23 protein-coding genes are annotated in these 21347 nt (G+C 38.0%); 17 read left to right on the forward strand and 6 right to left on the reverse strand.

Translation table 11 applies throughout. The features are described from left to right. Window position 1: 1 nt before the first annotated feature. Window positions 2–505 (forward strand): shikimate kinase, encoded by a 504-nt coding sequence (locus AC1DNH_RS11685; RefSeq protein WP_477583960.1) that lies wholly within the window; start codon window positions 2–4, stop codon window positions 503–505. Window positions 506–555: 50 nt separating this feature from the next. Here AC1DNH_RS11685 and crtD read toward each other — a convergent pair whose 3' ends face one another. The 3 genes from crtD to AC1DNH_RS11700 are packed head-to-tail and all read right to left on the reverse strand — an operon-like array spanning window position 556 to window position 4245. Beyond that, window positions 556–2034: a 1-hydroxycarotenoid 3,4-desaturase CrtD gene (gene crtD, locus AC1DNH_RS11690; RefSeq protein WP_477583958.1), complete on the reverse strand. Its 1479-nt coding sequence runs from the start codon at window positions 2032–2034 to the stop codon at window positions 556–558. Window positions 2035–2038: 4 nt separating this feature from the next. Further along, entirely contained in the window at window positions 2039–3742 is a 1704-nt protein-coding gene (locus tag AC1DNH_RS11695) for a M28 family peptidase (RefSeq protein WP_477583956.1), read from the reverse strand. Between the two features lie 44 nt (window positions 3743–3786). Next, entirely contained in the window at window positions 3787–4245 is a 459-nt protein-coding gene (locus AC1DNH_RS11700) for a DoxX family protein (protein WP_057931136.1), read from the reverse strand. 213 nt (window positions 4246–4458) lie between these two features. Here AC1DNH_RS11700 and AC1DNH_RS11705 point away from each other — a divergent pair, with 213 nt between their 5' ends. The 3 genes from AC1DNH_RS11705 to AC1DNH_RS11715 all read left to right on the forward strand — a co-directional run bounded on the left by AC1DNH_RS11705 (window position 4459) and on the right by AC1DNH_RS11715 (window position 6627). Next, window positions 4459–4569, forward strand: coding sequence for a hypothetical protein (locus tag AC1DNH_RS11705; protein WP_029275619.1), 111 nt, complete (start codon window positions 4459–4461; stop codon window positions 4567–4569). Between the two features lie 140 nt (window positions 4570–4709). Continuing rightward, the gene (gene rlmD, locus AC1DNH_RS11710) at window positions 4710–6119 is read left to right on the forward strand and encodes a 23S rRNA (uracil(1939)-C(5))-methyltransferase RlmD (RefSeq protein WP_477625392.1); all 1410 of its coding nucleotides are present in this window, start codon (window positions 4710–4712) and stop codon (window positions 6117–6119) included. Between the two features lie 100 nt (window positions 6120–6219). Further along, window positions 6220–6627, forward strand: coding sequence for a hypothetical protein (locus tag AC1DNH_RS11715; RefSeq protein ID WP_215125380.1), 408 nt, complete (start codon window positions 6220–6222; stop codon window positions 6625–6627). Between the two features lie 149 nt (window positions 6628–6776). Here the strand turns inward: AC1DNH_RS11715 and AC1DNH_RS11720 are convergent, their stop codons facing one another. Next, the gene (locus AC1DNH_RS11720; protein ID WP_477585358.1) at window positions 6777–7481 is read right to left on the reverse strand and encodes a head GIN domain-containing protein; all 705 of its coding nucleotides are present in this window, start codon (window positions 7479–7481) and stop codon (window positions 6777–6779) included. Between the two features lie 192 nt (window positions 7482–7673). On the opposite strand from AC1DNH_RS11720, the gene AC1DNH_RS11725 reads away from it, so the two are divergent. Further along, on the forward strand, window positions 7674–8180 hold the full coding sequence (locus AC1DNH_RS11725) for a phosphoribosyltransferase family protein (protein ID WP_029275623.1): 507 nt from the start codon (window positions 7674–7676) through the stop codon (window positions 8178–8180). Window positions 8181–8313: 133 nt separating this feature from the next. Here AC1DNH_RS11725 and AC1DNH_RS11730 read toward each other — a convergent pair whose 3' ends face one another. Next, window positions 8314–8859, reverse strand: coding sequence for an REP-associated tyrosine transposase (locus AC1DNH_RS11730; RefSeq protein ID WP_477585356.1), 546 nt, complete (start codon window positions 8857–8859; stop codon window positions 8314–8316). 207 nt (window positions 8860–9066) lie between these two features. Here AC1DNH_RS11730 and AC1DNH_RS11735 point away from each other — a divergent pair, with 207 nt between their 5' ends. The 7 genes from AC1DNH_RS11735 (at window position 9067) to AC1DNH_RS11765 (ending at window position 15049) form a co-directional block, all read left to right on the forward strand. Next, window positions 9067–9786: a 1-acyl-sn-glycerol-3-phosphate acyltransferase gene (locus AC1DNH_RS11735; protein ID WP_477625393.1), complete on the forward strand. Its 720-nt coding sequence runs from the start codon at window positions 9067–9069 to the stop codon at window positions 9784–9786. After that, the gene (locus AC1DNH_RS11740) at window positions 9783–10880 is read left to right on the forward strand and encodes a glycosyltransferase family 2 protein (RefSeq protein ID WP_477585267.1); all 1098 of its coding nucleotides are present in this window, start codon (window positions 9783–9785) and stop codon (window positions 10878–10880) included. Before AC1DNH_RS11735 ends, AC1DNH_RS11740 begins: the two co-directional genes overlap by 4 nt. Then, window positions 10850–11524: a carotenoid biosynthesis protein gene (locus AC1DNH_RS11745; protein WP_477585266.1), complete on the forward strand. Its 675-nt coding sequence runs from the start codon at window positions 10850–10852 to the stop codon at window positions 11522–11524. The genes AC1DNH_RS11740 and AC1DNH_RS11745 overlap by 31 nt, the downstream gene beginning before the upstream one ends. A gap of 12 nt (window positions 11525–11536) precedes the next feature. Then, window positions 11537–12385 carry a 4-hydroxy-3-methylbut-2-enyl diphosphate reductase gene (locus AC1DNH_RS11750; RefSeq protein WP_057931126.1) on the forward strand — a complete coding sequence of 283 codons (849 nt, stop codon included), beginning with the start codon at window positions 11537–11539 and terminating at the stop codon, window positions 12383–12385. A 158-nt stretch (window positions 12386–12543) separates the two neighbouring features. Next, window positions 12544–13218 (forward strand): fatty acid desaturase, encoded by a 675-nt coding sequence (locus AC1DNH_RS11755; RefSeq protein WP_477611515.1) that lies wholly within the window; start codon window positions 12544–12546, stop codon window positions 13216–13218. 306 nt (window positions 13219–13524) lie between these two features. Continuing rightward, window positions 13525–14535, forward strand: a complete 1011-nt coding sequence (gene hemH, locus AC1DNH_RS11760) for a ferrochelatase (protein ID WP_477625394.1) — start codon at window positions 13525–13527, stop codon at window positions 14533–14535. Between the two features lie 7 nt (window positions 14536–14542). Beyond that, window positions 14543–15049, forward strand: coding sequence for a gluconokinase (locus tag AC1DNH_RS11765; protein WP_477608276.1), 507 nt, complete (start codon window positions 14543–14545; stop codon window positions 15047–15049). Here the strand turns inward: AC1DNH_RS11765 and AC1DNH_RS11770 are convergent. After that, window positions 15027–16274 (reverse strand): 3-deoxy-D-manno-octulosonic acid transferase, encoded by a 1248-nt coding sequence (locus tag AC1DNH_RS11770; protein ID WP_477582445.1) that lies wholly within the window; start codon window positions 16272–16274, stop codon window positions 15027–15029. The two genes, AC1DNH_RS11765 and AC1DNH_RS11770, sit on opposite strands and share 23 nt — an antisense overlap. 205 nt (window positions 16275–16479) lie before the next feature. Here AC1DNH_RS11770 and AC1DNH_RS11775 point away from each other — a divergent pair, with 205 nt between their 5' ends. From AC1DNH_RS11775 to AC1DNH_RS11795, 5 genes are read left to right on the forward strand one after another with little or no spacing between them, the layout of a single operon-like run. Continuing rightward, a complete protein-coding gene (locus AC1DNH_RS11775; RefSeq protein WP_477608278.1) occupies window positions 16480–17790 on the forward strand; it encodes a UDP-glucose dehydrogenase family protein in 1311 nt (436 codons plus the stop codon). Window position 17791: 1 nt separating this feature from the next. Continuing rightward, the gene (locus AC1DNH_RS11780) at window positions 17792–18781 is read left to right on the forward strand and encodes a UDP-glucuronic acid decarboxylase family protein (RefSeq protein ID WP_108197729.1); all 990 of its coding nucleotides are present in this window, start codon (window positions 17792–17794) and stop codon (window positions 18779–18781) included. A 1-nt stretch (window position 18782) separates the two neighbouring features. Beyond that, window positions 18783–19805: a UDP-glucose 4-epimerase GalE gene (gene galE, locus AC1DNH_RS11785; protein WP_477582449.1), complete on the forward strand. Its 1023-nt coding sequence runs from the start codon at window positions 18783–18785 to the stop codon at window positions 19803–19805. Beyond that, window positions 19806–20363 carry a hypothetical protein gene (locus AC1DNH_RS11790; RefSeq protein WP_131032079.1) on the forward strand — a complete coding sequence of 186 codons (558 nt, stop codon included), beginning with the start codon at window positions 19806–19808 and terminating at the stop codon, window positions 20361–20363. A 17-nt stretch (window positions 20364–20380) separates the two neighbouring features. Continuing rightward, window positions 20381–21118 carry a tyrosine-protein phosphatase gene (locus AC1DNH_RS11795; protein WP_477581189.1) on the forward strand — a complete coding sequence of 246 codons (738 nt, stop codon included), beginning with the start codon at window positions 20381–20383 and terminating at the stop codon, window positions 21116–21118. Window positions 21119–21347: the final 229 nt, after the last annotated feature.

Raw genomic sequence — 21347 nt, forward strand, 5'->3', positions numbered from 1 at the left:
CATGAAAATTTTCCTTATCGGATACATGGGCTGCGGCAAAAGTACAAAAGCTAAACAGCTGGCACATCGTTTAGAATGCCCTGTGATTGATCTTGACGCCGAAATTGTTTCAAAAACAGGTAAAAGTATTGCCGAATATTTTGCCGAATATGGAGAAAGTGGCTTTAGGGATTACGAAAGCAAAATGCTTAAAACCTTCGATTATCCAGAAACCTGTGTGGTAGCTACTGGAGGCGGATTGCCATGCTTTTTCGATAACATGGAATGGATGAATGCTAACGGTGAAACCGTTTATTTGCAAATGGAGCCGGCGGCTTTGGTATCACGTTTACATAACCGTCAAAAACGTCCCTTAATTAAGGATCTGGATGATGAACAGCTTTTAGAATTTATTAAAGAGAAACTCAAAGAACGTGATCCTTTTTATACCAAAGCTAAGTTGATTGTAGACGCATTTGACCTGGACGGGGAAAAGTTGGAAGAAGCGATTAAAAATAATCGGTAGATTTTCTTTGCCAATAAACAATTTGCTTTAGATAAGATTTCCCCTAAACCCTAAACCCTAAACTCATCGTCAATTATCTTAGCTGATAACAACGCAAGGGGAATGCCTCCGCCCGGATGCACGCTACCCCCACAGAAATATAAATTTTTAACTTTCGAACTGAAATTGGAATGCCTTAAAAAGGCAGAAAACTGATTGTTGGAACTGTTGCCATACAGAGCGCCTTGATAAGAACCGGTTTTGCTTTCAATGCTTCTGGGGTCTAAAATCTGCTCACAGATAATATCTTTTTCAATATTTCTGTTTAACAATCGACTGATCTTTTTGATAATATTTGTCCTGGCTTCTTTAATCAACACATCCCATTTTTGACCATTATTGGCAGGAACGTTTATCATTACAAACCAATTTTCACTATCTGTAGGCGCATCCCCTCTAATGTGTTTGGCGCTGATATTAATGTAAACGGTGGGGTCGCTGCTGATGGTTTTATCTTTCCATATGGCATTAAACTCCTTTTGGTAATCTTCAGCGAAAAAGATGTTGTGCAGGCCCATATCGCTGTAATTCCCATCCATGCCCCAGTAAAAAATCAAAGCAGAGCTACTCCGTTCCTGGTTTAATAATTTTTTAGGTTGAGCTATGTTTTTAAGCAGGTTTTTATAAGTAAACCAGACGTCGAGGTTCGAAACAACAACGTTAGCTTTATAGGTTTTATCGTTAACTTTTACGCCCTGTACTTCGGATTTAGGTTTATTAGAATATATAATTTCCTCCACCTTTTGATTGTAATGAAGCCTTATTCCCAACCCTTCTGCCAATTTTACCAGGGCAGTAACAATACTATACATCCCGTTCTTTGGAAGGAAAGCTCCATAGTGGTACTCGAAATGTGGAATTATATTCAATGTGGCCGGTGCCTGATAGGGATCGGAACCATTGTAGGTGGCATAACGGTTAAAAAGCTGCGCTATTCTATCGTCTTTAAAGAACGATTGGTTTGCTTTTGCCTGGGTTCTAAAAGCATCAATCTGGCCAAAACGGAATATAGATTTTAAGGTGTCCCAGTGCAGGTAGCTTTTAATTTTATGCAAACTTCTTTCCAAAAATACACGGTGGGTAACATCGTAAATGGTTTTGCTTTTGTTTAAATAGCGCTCAACCTCTTTTGCAGTTGAAGCTGTTTTTTCTTCTATTTCCTTGGCAAGTTCATCGAGATCTGCACTTGCGTTTAACCTTAAGCCATCTTCGTAAAAATAACGGCAAATTTCTTTTAGTTTTAGATATTCAAAATAATCTTCAGGGTTTTTGCCTGCCAGTTTGAAGAGTTCATCCACGTACTGGGGCATGGTAAAAAGGCTCGGTCCGGCATCAAACCTGAAACCGTTCATTTTTATTTCTGTCAGCTTACCTCCAGGTTTTGAATTAGCTTCAAAAACATCAACCTCATAGCCCTTTAAGGAAAGACGGATTGCCGATGCAATGCCCGCAATTCCGGCACCGATAACTATTGCTTTTGGTTTAGGCATCAATCTACTTTAACTCCTCTAAATATAGCTTCGTTTGCTTTTCGATCTCGTTGGTGGCAAACTTAATGGCCGAACCAACTCTGGTGGTTTCGGATTTTACAGGCATCTTGTTTACCGTTGCCAAAGCATCAGTATACCATTTGGCCCACACTTCAATAATGTGTTTCTCATCCGTTGCGGTTTTCCCTTTTGCAATTTCCTTTTTGCTCAGTTCAAATTCAGTTTTTAAGCGGGTTAAAGCATCAGTTTTAACTTTCGAGATTGTGGCTATCGCAGTATTTTCATCTGCAGAAATTAAAGTATAGGCAGCAGTTAAACCACTTATCCCAACATTTTTCATTTCGGTTGGCGAAACCTTATCAATCCTGTCGTTATCCGTATGGTAGAAAACATCGGTAAAGTGCCACATCAATAATCCTGGAATTTTATTTTGCAAAAATGGTGTGTGGTCGCTGCCACCTTCGAACGGATTATAATTAACTGTCCAGTTGGCAAATTTGCCCTGTGCTTTACAGATATCGAAGATAAAATCGTTAAAATAATGCGGAAAAAGATCTTTTTCAGTAACATCGCCAGCGCCCCATTCGGTATGTTTATCAGCTCCCCTTGTCCAAATGGCCGATGGATCAGGCATTTTTTCAATCAGGAATGAGCCGCCGGTTTTTTTAGTGTCCTCGCCAACCATATCCAAACTCATTCCCCACATAATGCCTTTGGCCCGGGTGGTATCTTCGGTAATATATCTTCTTGTTGATACAATTTCGTCGCCCCATAAAAAAGTGAGGCTACGCTTCGGACTTATCTTTTTTGCCTGATATAATGCTGCTGTTAGCCTTGCCATTTCTGCTAATGTACCAACACCACTTGCATTATCATTTGCGCCAGGCTCCTGAACATGGGCACTGAACACAAAACGTTCATTAGGATTTACATTGCCTTTAACATTTGCTACTATGGTTAATTCTTCGGAGGGGTAAATTTTAGTCTGAATACTTACTCTTAATTTAGTCTCGCCTTTTAAACAGGCTGCTTTTAATTTTTCTTTAGCAGCATAAGATAAAAGCAAGGTCCATACCTCACTATTGGCTTTCATGCTCCCAAATTGGATAGAAGTTTGGTGTACCTCTGGTTGGGTGTACTTTGGCATCGAATAGCCCAGCACACCAATGGCTCCCGCTTTTGTGGCTATTTGAAGCAAACGTGACGGACTGTTCTCAGAAAAAAGGATTTTTCCTTTAAGGTCCATTTTCTCTATTTCGGCAGGTAATACGTTGGCAATGTAAACCACATTAGCTGTAACACCTCCTGCAGCTGTTGATCCGCAATTGATTGGAATCATATTGCGGTTAGTTTTATAAGAGATGAGTGGTTTTGTTTCGCCAACGATATCAATATTGGCATCAACAGGTTCCCAGGTATTGTTTTTCATCGCTCTTTTTTCGATGCGATAAGTTAAAGGAGCCTCAAATTCATCCTGCTTCTGTTCTACAAAACCGGCCTTTTTAAGGATATTTTCTACATAATGGATACTGGCATTAAAGCCTGTGTTACCGGGTACGCGAAAGTATTTTTCTACAAAAGCAGTTGTTTCATAAGCGTTTTTTTCTAGGAAACCAGCCCGCGTTAGCGTGAAATATTCATCTGTCGAATTTTGTGCGTAACATCCCAATCCCGCAAAAAGCAGTGCAAAAAGTATCTTCGTTTTCATGATCGTTCGTAAAAGCGAAAGATACTAAGAATATTTAATGTTGTTTAGGCGTACCGCTTGCCAGTTTTGCGTTTCAACCCTTCATCAACCGATAATGGGCCTGAACCTACTACCCAAAACATGATGAGCAGAAACAAGACCAATACCGAAAACCACAATTCCGAATTCGGTGTGGAGAAACCCGGCGTAAGGTTAACGAAAAATACCGCAAACAATAAGATTGGAATCTGAATTACAACGGCAAAGCGGGTAACTAAGCCTAAAGTAATTAAAACACCCCCAACCAAATGCGCAAATGCAACAACATGAATGGCGACACTGATGAGCATGCCCGAAAAACCAAATACGTTGTTTTGTGTAATCATGTTCTGAAGAACCGAAGTGTCGCTAACAAAAGAAACACCTTTTCCAAAAATGATCAGGCCAAGTACAATCCGAAGATAATCTAGCCATTTTGAGTGATGAACATCTCCCCAATGTTCAATTTTACGGATAACGTTCATAATGAACCTCCATTTTTATGTGAATGATACTTTAAGTTACGGATTTTTATTTGGTTATCAAATAAGGAACTGAAAATCAATTGATCGCAATTGTAGTTGTTGTAAAGGGAATGATTTAACCTTTTGATGTAAAATTAACATAAAATTAATTTATACCGTTTTGGTTTTTGGTATGAATTTAGTATTATTGCTTAAATAGATAGGTTTTTTATCATGAGCAAAGAAATATTAGAGTTTTCTGTACTGGTGGATGAAAAATTTGACCTAAAATTTAATTGGTTAGATGGCTTTTGGGGCGCGGCATTTAAATTTTTTGGAAAATAATTTTTAAAATCAGGGTTCCATTGCCGGACAGTTCTTGTTCGAGTAGGATGATTATGGCCAATCTTTTGATTAATTGGTTTTTAAACCCTATACCTTTCTGTCCTTAACCTTTAACCTCTTTTTTCTATATTTGCAAAATAATGAGTAGAAGAAAACCTGGTACGGTAACTATTGTTCCAAACGTACATATAATCGATATTGCTGAAGAGGGAAAAGGTGTTGGCAAGGCTGACGAATTGGTCATTTTCGTTGATAAAGCCGTTCCCGGTGATGTGGTAGATGTCCGGTTGACCAAAAAGAAAAAGAATTTTGCTGAAGCAATCATCGATCAGCTTCATGAAAAATCAGCGTTGCGTACTGATCCTTTCTGCCCTCATTTCGGAACCTGTGGCGGTTGCAAATGGCAGCATATGGGTTACGATGCTCAATTAAAGTTTAAACAGAAAAATGTTGAGGCAGCTTTACAGCGTTTAGGTAAAATAGATACCTCAGGAACTGAACCGATTTTAGGCTCAGAAAAAAACAGATATTACCGAAATAAATTAGAATTTACTTTTTCGAACAAACGTTGGTTGGAAAAAACCGATGTAGAACGCGATGAAGATTTTGACATGAATGCACTGGGTTTTCACGTACCATTGCGTTTTGATAAAATTTTAGATATCGAGCATTGTTATCTACAGGATGAGCCTTCTAATTCGATCAGAAACGCAGTACGTAAATATGCCTTAGAAAACGACCTGTCGTTTTACGATCTGCGTAACCATGAAGGCGTTTTGCGTAACCTGATTATCCGTACTTCTAGCACAGGAGAGGTGATGGTTGCCGTGGTATTTGCTTATCCGGAACAGACACAAGTTGATGGCTTGATGGGGTTCCTTAAAAATGAATTTCCACAGATTACCTCTTTGCTGTATATCGTTAACCAAAAAAAGAATGACACTATTTTCGATCAGGATGTGGTGGTTTTCTCCGGTCGCGATCATATTTTCGAAGAAATGGATGGCATCCGTTTTAAAATTGGAGTGAAATCTTTTTATCAGACCAATTCTGAACAAGCCTTCGAACTATATAAAATCACCAGAGATTTTGCCGGATTTAAAGGTGATGAATTGGTTTATGATTTATACACTGGTGCTGGAACGATTGCAAATTTTATTGCCAAAAACGTAAAGCAGGTAGTTGGGGTAGAATACGTGCCAACCGCTATTGAAGATGCAAAGTTTAATTCAGCGTTAAATGGCATTGATAATACGGTTTTTTATGCCGGAGATATGAAAGATATTCTTACTTCAGAATTTATCCTGGCGCATGGTAAACCAGATGTGGTGATTACCGATCCGCCACGCGCTGGTATGCATGCAGATGTAGTACAGAGATTGCTTGAAATGGAGTCTGAAAAAATTGTCTATGTAAGCTGTAATGCAGCCACACAGGCAAGAGATTTAGAATTATTGAAAGAAAAATACGATGTGGTGCGAATTAAACCTGTAGATATGTTTCCGCACACGCAACACGTAGAAAATGTAGTATTGTTAAGGTTAAAGTAATAAAATGATTGAGTGAGAGAAAGATTGAGTGACAGAATGGGGCAATTTGCCTTTAACATTCAACTATTCACTCATTCAAAATTCAATTATTAGTTAAGGTATGGATAGAGAAGAATTATTAGGCGCAACGCCCGAAGAGAACGGAACACCACAAAAAAAGCAGGAAAGTCCGCTGATAAGTCTAGAAAAAGATTTAGAATTTTATGCTGATGCGATTAAAGAAGTAGCAATCGAGATTATGGTTGAAGGCATTTCTGCCCACCCAATTTTTATTGCGCATCAACATGAGGTGAACATTGGCGAACTTATCTTAAACAAAGAAGAACTTAATACCGACTGGACAATACAAGCCTCTACGTTAGAAGAATTTGTAGAAAAAGGAATCATTAGCAAGGAAAAAAAAGAGCCCTTCTTAAAAGTGTATAAAAAACCAGAAGATTTTATGTGCGTATTCGTAATTGTTCCTGAAGGTGCCAACTTTATTTACTATCCGTACAAAAAAAGGTAGAGGATAGAAAGGCTGAAGGTTAAAGATTCCCCCTACAGCCTTTAATGACCTGAATCGGTGTAATCATTCTGTCAGTTAAATCTTTTATAAAAGAAAAACGCCGCATTGTATCCACAAAGCAGCGCGTTATTATTAACTAAACTAAACTTTTAATTTACGTGGTGTACATCTCCACTTTTTGAGCTTGATGTTTTTTTGAGTGAAGCATTTCCCTTATAACTTACATCGCCACCACCACTTGCACTGGCCTCTAAGCCTTTATTTACATAAAGATTTACATCAGAACCACCAGAAGCCTGCACCTTTGCATAATCTGTAATTAATTCATAAGCATCGATATCACTACCTCCACTAGATTGAATGGTCATATTTTCTGCTTTGCCTTTTAAATCGAGATCACTGCCACCGCTTGATTGAATAGATAGATCGTTGCAAACAACCGTTAATTTTAAATCCGATCCTCCTGAAGAGCGAATAGCAAGTTTATCTGTTTTAATTTGGTTTTGTGTAAAAACATCCGATCCGCCCGATGCTGCAATTGCATTTAGGGTTTTAAAACTTACATAAGCTTTAATGGTGCGGTTTTTAAACATGCCGCTCCATTTGATGCCGTCTTTAAATTTTATGGTAACATTGCTGCCGTTCTGCTCAACAACAATATCTTTTAATGTTTCAGAATCAGATTTTATACTCACACTTTCGCTACCGCCCTGAGTGAGGTATAGATCTATTCCACTGCTTACTCCAATGCTATTGAAGTTTTTAACGGTAAAGCTTTTAGTATCCTGCGCCTTAGCCATGTAGCTGGTTATTATGATAAACAAAATGGCGGATGATTTGATAAGGGTTTTCATAGTCGTTTTTTCGTTAAATGATTTGAAGCTATTATTACGCAGCATTTGGGCAACGATGGCTTCGATTTTGTGTTTTGGTTATAGATTAGACGCATCTCTGATGAAAACGTTGCAAACAATTCAAATTATTTTTCAAATAGTTTGAATTTCATCCTTAAAATCGTTCTTTTTGTATTCAATCCTTTTTATACAATGGCATCGCAATTACTTATTCTCAACAAGAAACAAATTCAGCAGAAAATAGATCGTATCGCTTATCAGATTTTGGAAGATAACCTGAATGAGAAAGAAGTGGTGCTTGCCGGTATTTGGGACCGTGGTTACAAACTAGCGCTACGATTAGAAAAAGTGCTTAAAAAGATTTCGGGCTTTAAACTAACTTTACTGCGTATCGATCTGCAGAAAGAAAGCAGCAAATTGGTAGCTTCGACAGATTTAGATGAAAGCCATTGGAAAAACAAGGTGATCATTATTGTTGATGACGTATTGAACAGCGGTAAAACCCTTGCTTATGGCTTGGGTGTTTTCTTAAATACGCCGCATAAAAAAATCCGCACCGTAGTTTTGGTTGATCGAAGCCATAAAATTTTCCCTATTGCCACCGATTTTGTTGGTCTTGAACTGGCTACTATATTAAAAGAACATGTAGATGTGGTAATGGATGTGGAAGGTGAAGAAGATCGGGTTTATTTGAGCTAAAATTATAGAGATAATAGCACATTGCAAATGTGCATCTTACGAATCCTCGTTACAAGCGAGGACTATAATTCATCTGTGCTATCGTCCTCGTTTGTAACGAGGATGCACGAGAATAGCGATTTTATCGCTTTTTTTAAATCAATTCAATTTTCACCAAACCTTTAATTCCAGCATAATCTTTAGCGCTACTGTAAATGTATTGCTCGGGAGATTCAACAATACCAGCTTTAACAGGATTATCATGGATATAATGTAGTTTTTGAAAAGCATCGATTTCTTGTAATTCGATAGGATGATTGTCGTCTTGCCAGATTTTGTGATTTTCTGCCCTATTGGTCTTTCTAGCTTCGAAACTAAACTTATCTAAAAGCCAATCTCTCCTACTTTCAGGTATCTCTTTAATGGTAACAGCCAATTGCTTCGAAGTGAATTTTTTAAAATCTCTCAAAAAATCAGACATTGTATTTGGCTCTTTACATCTTCCAATAAAATGAATGTGATTCGTCATCAGAACCCAACCATTTAATATTAATCCTTTATTCTCGATACAGTGATTTAACGAATCGACAATTATGTTTTTATATTCTGGTCTTGTAAATAAGTCTATCCAACCAACTATTGTACATGTTATAAAATAAGCCTGATTTTGATCAGTAATTATATATCTGCTTCCTCCCATAATCAAATAAGATTTTTTAATGTCTTTAAGTTATTATCCTCAGTTGTAATGAGGATGTTTGGGAGATCTACTCGTAAATATAAAGAAATAATATTCTGTATTGCAAATTTGGATCATCGTCCTCGTTTGAAACGAGGATGCCAGAGAATAGCGATTTCATCGCTAGAAATACAAATAAATTTTTGAAACTATTACACCACATTGCAAATGTGGATCTCGCTAATCCTCGTTACAAACGAGGACTATAGCCGTCTTAAAGAAACCACATTTGCAATTAACCTCAATTTTTTGCAATTTCCCGAAATGTATCAGCCTAGAAAAAATAATTTGATCTTCAGCTTTTTCTCCTGGTACATCCAGTTTATCATCAAAAAAGATTTTGCGGCATTCAATTACGATGGAGTGGAAATCAAACAAGACGCTTCTATTCTAATTTTAGCCAATCATTTTAGCTGGTGGGATGGTTTTTTCCTCTTTTACATCAACAAAAAAGTATTTAAGAAACAATTTCATGTTTTAGTGAATGCCGAAAACTATACTAAAGTTGGTTTTCTAAAGTATCTTGGTGCTTTTGCGGCCGAAAATAAAGGTAAAGATGTTTTAGAAACGCTTAATTATGCAGGCAAACTGTTAGATAACCCCGCAAATTTGGTACTTGTATTTCCCCAGGGCAAATTATATTCGAACCACCTCAAAAATATCAGTTTCGAAAAAGGAGTGATGCAGATGATCAATGCCAGTCAGAAAAAAATCAATATTATTTTTGCCGCCACCTTTATTGATTATTTTGCGGAAAGAAAGCCTTCAGCTTATACTTATTTGCAGCATTGGGAGAACGAAGAATATGTGAGCTTGCAATTGCTGAAAAGTGCCTATAATAAACATTACGATCAATCGGTTGTTAAACAAACTCAGCTAATTGAATGACAATTTTTATTTACGCCGTTTTAATTTTCCTGGTGATCCGGTTTTCGGTTACTGTTTTCAATTTCCTTTCTAACCCTAAGTTGCCGAGAGTGGTTAAACACTATCATGATAAGGTTTCGATCCTAATTCCTGCGCGAAATGAAGAAGCAGATATTTTAGAACTACTCGTTTCGATAAAAAATCAGGATTACTCCAATTATGAGGTTATTGTTTTAGATGATAACAGCGATGACAATACTTATGAGGTAGTCGAAAAATTTTGTCTCACAAACCCGCAATATAAAGTGGTACGCGGGAAAGCGTTACCTCAAAACTGGCTTGGAAAAAACTATGCGTGCCACCAGCTTAGCGAATTGGCTACAGGGAAATATCTTTTGTTTATCGACGCAGACGAATCAGTAAAAAGAGGATTGATCAATAGCCTGATCAACCGGATGGAAATCGGAGGCCTGGCTTTGTTAAGTGTTTTTACCAACCAAACTATAAAATCGATAGGCGAGTGGTTAACAGTGCCCTTAATGCATTTTATACTGCTAAATTTATTGCCTTTGCGATTGGTTAAACTTTCGAAAAATCCAGCATTTTCAGCAGCAAGCGGACAGTGCATGTTTTTTAATGCCAATAATTACAAAGAAAACCATTGGCATGAGCGGGTTAAACACCAGGTTGTGGAAGATGTGGAGATTATGAAGTTGGTAAAACAAGAAAAATTTAATGCAGAGGCCCTTTTAGCCAACAGACTGATCTATTGCAGGATGTACAAAAATTTAGGCGAAAGCTTAAACGGTTTTAGTAAAAATTTACTGGCGGGTTTTGGTAATAACATCATAATATTATTACTTTACCAGCTTTTGGTAACTGTAGGGCCAGTAATTTTAATCTTAAACTTTAATATTGCTTTACTTGTATTACCATTAACTTTAATAGTATTAAGTAGAATGATGATCTCCTATTTATCGGGACAAAATGTTTTGATAAATCTGATTTTACATCCCTTACAGATGTTGTTCTTCTTAATAATTTCATTCATTTCTATAAAAAAACATATTTTTAAAACGAGCACATGGAAGGGCAGAACGATCAAAACGATTTAAAGGTTAAAAGGATTGCAGTTGCAATAATTGTCGTTTTTCATATGGTTGGCTTGCTTGGCTTCTTAATTCCTGCTGCCCAGCCTTATTTTATCAAACTGGTTCCCTTTCATTTGTTGCTGATGTTTGCCGTAATTGTTTTTTCGTACAATGCCGATGTGAAACGTTTATTATTACTGGTTTCGGGTGTATTTCTCTGTGGCTTTTTAGTCGAGGTACTGGGCGTGCATACCGGAAAGATATTTGGCAGCTATTATTACGGCGATACATTGGGCTACAAAGTTGCTGCGGTTCCATTACTAATGGGTGTAAATTGGGTAATCCTTATTTTCAGTGTTGGACAAATGATGAAAAGTATGAAAATCAGGCATAGTATTCTGGCTTCTGTTCTCGGCGCTTTTATACTGGTAGGTTTCGATTTCTTTTTGGAACCTGTGGCCATGAAATTTAACTACTGGCAGTGGGACTGGCATGAAATCCCTGTTCAGAATTATGTAGCGTGGTTTATTGTTTCTGTAATATTGTTAAAGTTTTATTATGCTTTGGGCTTAAAGCAACAGAAACATATTGGTACTGTAATGTTCGTTTCACAGCTAATCTTTTTTGTTGTCTTATACATGACAACCGGAACAAATATTTTTGCTTAATTTTGTATCGCAATGGGTTACAACTTACAGGTTAACATCGATAAATCATCAGGCTTTTGCTTTGGCGTAGTATATGCCATAGAAATGGCCGAAGATATTCTGGATAATGAAGGTTATTTATATTGCCTTGGCGATATTGTGCATAATGATGAAGAAGTAGAGCGTTTAACCAATCGTGGATTAAAAATCATCGATCACGAAGTATTAAAAAACTTAAGGGACGAAAAGGTTTTAATCAGGGCTCATGGTGAGGCGCCATCAACCTATCAACTGGCTTTAGAAAATAACCTGACTTTAATAGATGCTTCATGTCCTGTTGTGCTGAAATTACAGAATAGGATTAAAAATTCACATGATGACGATGAGCAAGTACTTATTTTTGGTAAGCACGGGCACGCCGAGGTAATCGGATTACAAGGTCAAACAGATGGTAAGGCAATTGTTTTTCAGGATCTGGCCGAGCTGGATAATGTAGAATTGCCTGCTAAATTTACCCTATATAGCCAAACCACTAAAAGCACCGATAAATTTTATCACATTAAAGATGAATTATTGAGCCGTGGTTATGAAGTTAAGGCTAACGATACCATTTGCAGGCAAGTATCTAACCGTTACGAAGAGCTGGAAGATTTTGTAAGTCATTATGATAAAATCGTTTTCGTATCAGGCAAGAAATCTTCTAATGGAAAAGTGCTATACGATGTTTGTAAAAAACACAACGATAATTCTTATTTTATTTCGAATGTTGAAGAGTTAGATCAAACCTGGTTTAACGAAAATGATAAAGTTGGCATCTGCGGTGCTACTTCTACACCAATGTGGCTGATGGAAAAGGTTAAAGCCGCTTTGGAAAAATACTAGATTTATCATGAGAGGCGTCGCCCTGACCTGTAGCGTAGCGGAAAGCTACGAAGTAAACCGAGCTTTAAGCGAGCTCACCGAAGGTAATTTAGTTCAGGGTCTTTATGACGGAGAAAGATGCTGAACTAAATTCAGCATGACGAAATAAATAAAAGCCATTGAAAACGATAAGCCCACATACCGGAATTCTGGTTGCGTTAACCGTAATTGTCTGTTGGTTTGTTTCTCTTTATTTCTTGCTTACATGGAATTTTGCCTGGAGCAATCCCTTGGTTTATCTGATGATTGTTGTTCAGATGCATTTGTATACAGGTTTGTTTATTACCGCCCACGATGCGATGCACGGAACGATATCGCCAAACCAAAAAACAAATAATTTTATTGGCTATCTTTCCGTTTTTCTCTACGCAGGTTTTTTTTATAACCGTTTGTATGCGAAACATCACCAGCACCACCGTCATGTACACAGTGAAGAAGATCCTGATTTTGCGCCGTATGGCTTTTGGAAATGGTATTTCCGTTTCATGCTGAATTATATCACGATAATTCAATTGGTAATTATGGCCATAGTTTATAATGTGTTGAAAATCTGGATTGATGAAAAGAACCTGCTGTTGTTTTGGGTACTGCCATCCTTATTAAGCACTTTTCAGTTATTTTATTTCGGAACCTATTTGCCGCATAAGGGGGAGCACGATAATGAATATCATTCTTCTACCTTACAGAAAAATCATTTTGTTGCCTTTATTACCTGTTACTTTTTTGGCTATCATTTAGAACATCACCAAAAACCAGGTATGCCTTGGTGGCAACTGCATAAAATGAAGCGATAGTCGAGGTCGTTGTCTCAGATGGTAACATCTGACGCAAAATCAAATCTTTTCTGGTTCCGAATGAATATCCGTGGTGTTGGATGTTACCATCCGACACTAACTAATTTCCAAATAATATTTTACTTGTTCGAATTGCCAGATAGTAACATCAAACAGCATGCTGATGAATTTGCAGGCTATTGCTCGATAGCTTGTGGAAGTATGAAATAACACTTTTTGACTAAAAAATGTTTGCAATCACATTTTAAGCATAGGGAAAAAACAATAAAAAGGCGATATTTGCGCCACGAAACATATTCTTTATAAATGAGCAAAAAGGGGATTTTACTGGTAAATTTAGGAACACCTGATAGTCCGGCAACGGCAGATGTTAAAAAATACTTAGATCAATTTTTAATGGACGAGCGGGTAATCGATATCCCTAAGTTGAACAGGACATTATTGGTTAAAGGTATTATTGTTCCTTTCCGTAGCCCTAAAACAGCAAAATTATATAAAGAAATCTGGAATGAAAATGGCTCACCGCTTTTGTATTACAGCAGGCTACAGGCTAAAATGCTGCAGGAAAGATTGGGAGACGATTATCATGTAGAGCTGGCCATGCGCTACCAAAGCCCATCTGTTGCATCGGCGTTAGCCAATTTAAAAGCCGGTTTGGTAGAGAGCATTCAGGTTATCCCGATGTTTCCTCAATATGCCTCTGCAAGCACCGGCTCGGTAATGCAACTGGTAATGGAGCTGGTGAGCAAATGGCCAACGGTTCCGCCAATATCATTTGTTAATTCATTCCATGATAACGAACTGATGATTAAAGTTTTTGCAGAAAATGCTAAAAAGCATCAGGTAGAAAGCTACGATCACGTGTTGTTCAGCTTCCATGGCTTACCTGAACGTCAATTGTTAAAATGCGATCATACTGGAAGTTACTGTTTGAAAAGCGCCGATTGCTGTCAGACATTAAACGATACCAATAAATTCTGTTATTCTGCACAAGGACATGATACGGCCAGATTAATTGCCAAAGAATTAAATCTCTCAAAAGATCAATATACCGTTTGTTTCCAATCGCGCTTAGGGAAAGAGCCATGGGTACAACCCTATACTACCGATGTGTTGAAGAAATTAGCTGGCGAAGGCAAAAAACGTCTTTTGGTTTTTAGCCCTGCTTTTGTGGCCGATTGTCTAGAAACGCTTTACGAAATCACGGTAGAATATCACGAAGAGTTTAAGGCTTTGGGTGGTGAACATGTTCAGTTGGTAGAAAGTTTAAACGATAGTCCGGTGTTTATCGAGGCTTTGGCCGGAATGGTTAAATAGTTTAAATATGGCGAGCTTTATTATTTTAATGGGCGTTTCGGGAAGTGGTAAAACAGTAGTTGGTAAAGCTTTGGCCCCGAGAATAAATGCTGAATTTATAGATGGCGATAACCTGCATTCGCAACGTAATGTAGATAAAATGGCTGCAGGAATTCCTTTAACGGATGCAGATCGTTTAGATTGGCTGCAATTGATTGCGAAAGTTGGCCGCGAACATGTTGCTGATGGTACAACATGCATTATTGCCTGTTCTGCATTGAAAAGATCTTACCGCGATTTGCTAAGAACAGATAATACATCAATCCGCTTTGTTTATTTAAAAGGAAATTTCGATTTAATTCACGATCGGATTGCTAAGCGATCTCATCAGTACATGCCTTCTAGTTTATTAAAAAGCCAGTTCGAAACATTGGAAGAGCCTCATACTGATGAACACGATGTGATAACGGTTTCAATTGATCAGGGTATTCCCCAGATTGTGGAAGAAATTGTTAAGGCTGATCTGATTTCGTAATCATCGAAATAATCTGATCGGTTGCCCCTTTTTTATCTGTAACATATCTTTTGGCCTGCGCTGCGGCATCTTCATTTTTGGCAAAATCCTCGAAAGCACCGATTAATTCCTCAACAGTAGAAATGCTTTTGGCCGCACCTATGGCAATTAGATCTTTGGCTTCCTGAAATTTATCGTATTTCGGGCCGAAAATTACAGGCAAACCAAACGCTGCAGCTTCTAAAGTGTTGTGTATTCCCGTTCCAAAACCGCCGCCAATATAGGCTACGTTTCCATATTGGTAGAGAGAAGAAAGCATGCCGATGTTGTCGATTATTAAGATTTGAGATTTAAGATTTGAGATCTGAGAATTGTGAGTCTCCCCTTTAGCACTGAAAACTGAAAGCCGCACACTGCCAGCTGAAAACTGTTTCTCGATACTTTCAATATGGCTTTCGTGGATCTCGTGTGGCGCGATAATAAACTTCCAGTTAGGATATTTTCCAGGTAAAGCCGATAATATTTTTTCATCTTCAGGCCAGGTACTTCCACAAACTAATGTAGGAGAGTTGCCGATAAAGCTTTCGATCAGGCTAAGCTGTTTTGGAGATTGCGCATTTTCATAAACACGGTCGAAACGGGTATCGCCATTTATGGTTACATTATTTAGCCCAATCGACTTTAAAAGATTTTCGCTCTCTTTGTTTTGCACAAAAAAGTAAGTAACAGATTTTAAAATATTGCGGTAAAAGCCGCCGTACCATTTAAAAAAAGCCTGACTTTCTCTAAAAATCCCAGAAATCACATATAAAGGAATGCCCTGATCTTTTAATTGCTTAAAATAGAAATGCCAAAATTCGTATTTGGTGAAGATGGCCATTTCCGGATTAATGCTTGCTATAAAACGTTTGGCATTAGCTGCGGTATCGATAGGGAGATAAAATACATCTGCCAGGGCATAATTTTTCCTGATTTCGTATCCTGAAGGCGAAAAAAAAGTAACTACAATTTTCTTAGCAGGATAAAGGGTTTTTAATTTTTCTAAAACTGGCCGGCCCTGCTCAAATTCGCCCAAAGAAGCAAAATGAAACCATATGTGTTTTTCGCTCGGATTAATTTTCTGAGCAATTTGTGTGTAGCTATTTTTACGGCCGTTTATAAACAGTTTAGCTTTAGGATTGAATAATGAAAATATCCTGATAAGCAAAGTGTAAAGCCGAATTCCGATTATGTAAAGCAAAAGCATTCGTGTAATTTCATATCTTCGTGCCAAGATAAAACGAATATATTTAAAAAGCTTAAAAATATATGGAGTCCTCACGGTTTGGCCTATCTTTCAATACAATAAATAGGCAGATTATGATTGCTTCATTGCAGCTAAAATAACCGAGCTTGCGAGCTCATTAAAACTGATAAAAAACAATTTAATATTGTTTAATAAATTATAACAGATGAAGATAGCCGTTATTGGTACCGGATACGTAGGTTTAGTTACCGGAACCTGTTTAGCAGAAACAGGAAATGATGTAATATGTGTTGACATTAATGAAGCGAAAGTAAAGCAGATGCAGGCTGGTGAAGTACCAATTTACGAGCCTGGTTTAGATCTTTTGTTCCATAGAAATATAGAACAGGAAAGGTTGACTTTTACAACAAATCTTGCAGATGCAGTAAAAGATGCGCAGATTATTTTTATGGCTTTGCCAACGCCTCCAGGTGGAGATGGTGCTGCTGATCTTTCTTATATTTTAGGCGCTGCAAAGGATATTTCAAAACTGATTACCGAGTATAAGGTCATCGTAAATAAATCTACTGTTCCGGTTGGAACGGCCGATAAGGTAAAGGCTGTTTTTGCCGAAAATACTTCGATTGAAGTAGATGTGGTATCCAATCCCGAGTTTTTAAGAGAGGGTGTAGCAGTTGATGATTTTATGAAACCTGACCGCGTGGTTTTAGGAACTAAAAGCGAAAGAGCGAAAAAGCTGATGGCTGAATTATACGGTCCTTATGTACGTCAGGGGAACCCGATTCTTTTTATGGATGAGCGTTCTTCTGAATTGACTAAATATGCGGCAAACTCTTTCCTCGCCACCAAAATTACCTTCATGAACGAGGTTGCCAACCTTTGCGAACTCGTAGGTGCTGATGTTGATTCGGTAAGAAGGGGCATAGGCTCTGATGACCGTATCGGTAAACGTTTCCTTTTTCCAGGGGTAGGTTACGGCGGTTCATGTTTCCCTAAAGATGTTCAGGCACTGGTAAAATCATCTGATGATTATGCCTACGATTTTCAGATCCTGAAATCGGTAATGGAGGTTAATGAAAGACAAAAAACAATCCTGGTTGACAAAGTGCTTAAATACTATAAAGGTGATATCAAGGGCAAACATTTTGCACTTTGGGGACTTGCTTTTAAACCAGAAACCGATGATATCCGTGAGGCACCGGCCTTATATATTATTAATGCGCTGGTTAAGAACGGCGCAACCGTTGCCGTGTTCGATCCGGAGGCAATGGCCAATGTTAAAAATGTTATTGGCGATCAGGTAAATTATGCTAAAAACCAATACGAAGCTTTAGAAGGTGCTGACGCCCTGTTGATTGCAACAGAATGGTCGGTTTTCCGTAACCCTGATTTTGAGAAAATCGACAACATCTTAAAAAATAAAGTGGTTTTCGACGGTCGAAATTTGTACGATTTGCAAAAAATGATCGATCTTGGCTATTATTATAACAGCATAGGTAGAAAACTAATAGATTAAAATGGGTCAGAAGAGAATATTGATTACAGGTGCAGCCGGATTTTTAGGTTCGCATCTTTGTGATCGTTTTGTGAAAGAGGGTTATCACGTTATCGGAATGGATAACCTGATTACAGGCGATATGGCAAATATCGAACACCTGTTCAAGCTGGAGAATTTCGAGTTTTATAACCACGATGTTTCCAAATTTGTACATATTCCAGGTAAACTTCACTACATTTTACACTTTGCTTCACCTGCAAGTCCGATCGATTATCTTAAAATCCCGATCCAGACACTTAAAGTAGGTTCATTGGGTACCCATAATCTTTTAGGCCTTGCCAGAAATAAAAATGCAAGAATGCTGATTGCCTCAACTTCAGAAGTATATGGCGATCCAAATGTGAATCCTCAGCCAGAGGAATATTGGGGTAACGTAAATCCGGTTGGTCCGCGTGGCGTTTACGATGAAGCCAAACGTTTTCAGGAAGCAATCACCATGGCCTACCATACTTTTCATGGTGTAGAAACCAGAATTGTAAGGATATTTAACACTTATGGCCCTAGAATGCGCCTGAACGATGGACGTGTTTTACCTGCTTTTATCGGACAGGCTTTAAGAGGCGAAGATTTAACTATCTTTGGCGACGGAAGTCAGACACGCTCTTTCTGTTATGTTGATGACTTGATCGAAGGAATTTATCGTTTATTGATGAGTGATTATGCGCAGCCGGTAAACATTGGTAATCCGGATGAAATCACCATCAAGCAGTTCTGCGAGGAAATTATCAAACTTACCGGCACCACGCAGAAAATTGTTTATAAAGAACTTCCTCAGGATGATCCTAAACAGCGCAGACCAGATATTACCAAAGCGAGAGAGATATTAGGATGGGAGCCAAAAGTTGGCCGTGCTGAAGGATTGAAGATTACATACGAATATTTTAAATCATTGCCTGCAGAGGCTTTGGAGAAGATAGATCATAAAGATTTTACCACATTTAACCGTTAAAATGGCAAAAATATTAGTTACTGGTGGAACAGGATACATAGGTTCGCACACAGCAGTAGAGTTACATAACGCAGGATACGAAGTCGTAATTGTCGATAACCTTTCTAACTCGAACATCAAAATTTTAACCCAGCTTCATGCCATCACTGGCAAATGGTTCGATTTTCATGAAATCGATCTACAGGATGATAGAGCAGTTCAGGAATTTGCAGAAAACCATACCGATATTGATGGAATTATCCATTTTGCAGCGTCAAAAGCTGTTGGCGAATCGGTAGAACAACCCTTAAAGTATTATAAAAACAATTTTTACGGTTTAATTAACCTATTAACTTCGTTTAACAGGAAGATAAATTTTGTGTTTTCTTCATCTTGTACCGTTTATGGTCAGCCAGAAACTTTACCAGTAACTGAGGCTGCACCAGTACAGAAAGCTGAATCTCCTTACGGAAATACCAAGCAGATTGCCGAAGAAATATTAGCAGAAACAGCTGCAGTAACACCTGATTTAAATATAATCGCTTTGCGTTATTTTAACCCGGTTGGTGCACACGAAACCGCTTTAATTGGCGAATTACCTAATGGTGTTCCTGCCAATCTTGTCCCTTTCATCACCCAATCGGCTATTGGCAAACGTGGTCCGATTACGGTTTATGGCGACGATTACAATACTCCTGATGGTTCTGCCATCCGCGATTATATCCATGTGGTTGATTTGGCAAAAGCACACGTTGCAGCGATTAAGAAACTGGAAGAAGGAAATCCTAACGGTAATTACGATGTTTTCAATATTGGTACCGGTAAAGGCTCTTCAGTTTTAGAAATTATTGCAGCTTTCGAAAAAGTGAATGGAGAGAAGCTTGAGTATAAAATCGGTCCAAGAAGGGCAGGAGATATTGTTCAGATTTATGGCGACGTTCAAAAATCGAATAAAGAACTGGGCTGGAAAGCCAATCTTGATATCAATGAGATGATGCGCTCTGCATGGGAGTGGGAAAAATACATCAAGGCTAACCCTTTTTAAATGAAGTTATCGGAGCACAAGGATCTAAAAACTGCTATAACAGAATTGCCTGTCAAAGAAAAAGACAAGCTATTGCTGCGTTTGGTGGCCAAAGATAAAGTGCTTACAGAGCATCTTCATTACAAATTATTAGAAGATGAAACCGATTTAGAAGATCGGAAGGAGAGGATTAAAGCCGATGTGGAAGAACAGATTCTGGAATTGAAAAAACTAAATGCCAAAGAGGCATTGGTAAAGGTTCGGAAGATGATCACCTCGGTTAATCATTTTTATAAAGTGACTAAAGATCCGGTTGGTGAGGTAGAATTGAAACTGTTTATCCTCAATGCCATCCCTTTTGATTATAAGAAATCAATTTTTGGTTATCGCGATTTTATGATGCTTTTCAGTATATTTTACTTAAAAACTGTCGCGGTAACCATAAATAAATTCAAAAAACTGCACGAAGACCTGCAGTTTGATTTAAGTGAAGACTTAAATAATTTGCTCGATAAAATCTATTCCTCTAAATTAGCTGGTGCAGCAGAGGCAAGCAATTTGCCAAAAGAGATAAGTTAAAGCTATGATCTACCATTATGTTCGGATTATTTAAAAAGAAGAAAATAGCACCCGAATTTAATTTCTCTGGTATCGGAACAGATATGCATTCGCACATTATTCCGGGGATTGATGATGGCGCACAAACACTTAAAGATTCTTTCCTTTTGGCCAAAAGATTTAAAGCTTTAGGTTATAAGAAACTGATTGCTACTCCGCATATCATGGCCGATTATTTTCGAAATACGCCAGATACCATCAATCGTGGATTAGACACGTTAAGAAAAGGCTTACAGGAAATCGAACTCGATCTGGAGGTTGATGCCGCTGCCGAATATTATCTGGATGAAACCTTGGAGAAAAAAATCAGACAGAAAGAGGTTTTAACTTTTGGGAATAATTATCTTTTGTTTGAATTATCATATATAAACGCCCCTCAGAACCTGATCGATTTTATAAAGATGATGCAGGATGCCGGATACAAACCGGTGCTGGCTCATCCTGAGCGTTATCCTTACTACTACAATTCTTTCGAAAGCTATCATCAGATCAGAGAAACAGGCTGCCTGTTGCAGGTAAACGGTATTGCTTTAACAGGTTATTATGGCGCTGGTGCAAAAAAAGTAGCAGGAGAAATGGTCGAAAATCACATGGTCGATTTTGTAGGCAGCGATATGCATCATTTAAAACATGCTGCAGCGCTCGAAGATAGCCTTAGCACGCCCTTAATGCAACAACTGCTTACCCAATCTCAATTGAATAACGCATTGCTTTAGGGTTCATTGGTTCATTTGCCATTAGTTCATTTGTCCGGGCATATTGCACATCTTGATTGGTTCACTGTCAATAGTTTGATAGTTCATGGCTTAGTTGCTTCAGCAGATGAGGGTTCGCAAATCGTTTGTACTATTAATTGATTTTAACAGGTTACTATTTATCATTTTGGCTATTAACCACTGAACTATTGAGCCTCTAGGCTATCAGCCATGAACTAATGAACTATTG

This window comes from Pedobacter sp. 01N310 (assembly GCF_056399805.1).

Coding starts and splice junctions, on each gene's coding strand:
- AC1DNH_RS11685 (WP_477583960.1), top strand. CDS start 2: ATGAAAATTTTCCTTATCGGATACATGGGCTGCGGCAAAAGTACAAAA.
- crtD (WP_477583958.1), bottom strand. CDS start 2,034: ATGCCTAAACCAAAAGCAATAGTTATCGGTGCCGGAATTGCGGGCATT.
- AC1DNH_RS11695 (WP_477583956.1), bottom strand. CDS start 3,742: ATGAAAACGAAGATACTTTTTGCACTGCTTTTTGCGGGATTGGGATGT.
- AC1DNH_RS11700 (WP_057931136.1), bottom strand. CDS start 4,245: ATGAACGTTATCCGTAAAATTGAACATTGGGGAGATGTTCATCACTCA.
- AC1DNH_RS11705 (WP_029275619.1), top strand. CDS start 4,459: ATGAGCAAAGAAATATTAGAGTTTTCTGTACTGGTGGATGAAAAATTT.
- rlmD (WP_477625392.1), top strand. CDS start 4,710: ATGAGTAGAAGAAAACCTGGTACGGTAACTATTGTTCCAAACGTACAT.
- AC1DNH_RS11715 (WP_215125380.1), top strand. CDS start 6,220: ATGGATAGAGAAGAATTATTAGGCGCAACGCCCGAAGAGAACGGAACA.
- AC1DNH_RS11720 (WP_477585358.1), bottom strand. CDS start 7,481: ATGAAAACCCTTATCAAATCATCCGCCATTTTGTTTATCATAATAACC.
- AC1DNH_RS11725 (WP_029275623.1), top strand. CDS start 7,674: ATGGCATCGCAATTACTTATTCTCAACAAGAAACAAATTCAGCAGAAA.
- AC1DNH_RS11730 (WP_477585356.1), bottom strand. CDS start 8,859: ATGGGAGGAAGCAGATATATAATTACTGATCAAAATCAGGCTTATTTT.
- AC1DNH_RS11735 (WP_477625393.1), top strand. CDS start 9,067: ATGTGGATCTCGCTAATCCTCGTTACAAACGAGGACTATAGCCGTCTT.
- AC1DNH_RS11740 (WP_477585267.1), top strand. CDS start 9,783: ATGACAATTTTTATTTACGCCGTTTTAATTTTCCTGGTGATCCGGTTT.
- AC1DNH_RS11745 (WP_477585266.1), top strand. CDS start 10,850: ATGGAAGGGCAGAACGATCAAAACGATTTAAAGGTTAAAAGGATTGCA.
- AC1DNH_RS11750 (WP_057931126.1), top strand. CDS start 11,537: ATGGGTTACAACTTACAGGTTAACATCGATAAATCATCAGGCTTTTGC.
- hemH (WP_477625394.1), top strand. CDS start 13,525: ATGAGCAAAAAGGGGATTTTACTGGTAAATTTAGGAACACCTGATAGT.
- AC1DNH_RS11765 (WP_477608276.1), top strand. CDS start 14,543: ATGGCGAGCTTTATTATTTTAATGGGCGTTTCGGGAAGTGGTAAAACA.
- AC1DNH_RS11770 (WP_477582445.1), bottom strand. CDS start 16,274: ATGCTTTTGCTTTACATAATCGGAATTCGGCTTTACACTTTGCTTATC.
- AC1DNH_RS11775 (WP_477608278.1), top strand. CDS start 16,480: ATGAAGATAGCCGTTATTGGTACCGGATACGTAGGTTTAGTTACCGGA.
- AC1DNH_RS11780 (WP_108197729.1), top strand. CDS start 17,792: ATGGGTCAGAAGAGAATATTGATTACAGGTGCAGCCGGATTTTTAGGT.
- galE (WP_477582449.1), top strand. CDS start 18,783: ATGGCAAAAATATTAGTTACTGGTGGAACAGGATACATAGGTTCGCAC.
- AC1DNH_RS11790 (WP_131032079.1), top strand. CDS start 19,806: ATGAAGTTATCGGAGCACAAGGATCTAAAAACTGCTATAACAGAATTG.
- AC1DNH_RS11795 (WP_477581189.1), top strand. CDS start 20,381: ATGTTCGGATTATTTAAAAAGAAGAAAATAGCACCCGAATTTAATTTC.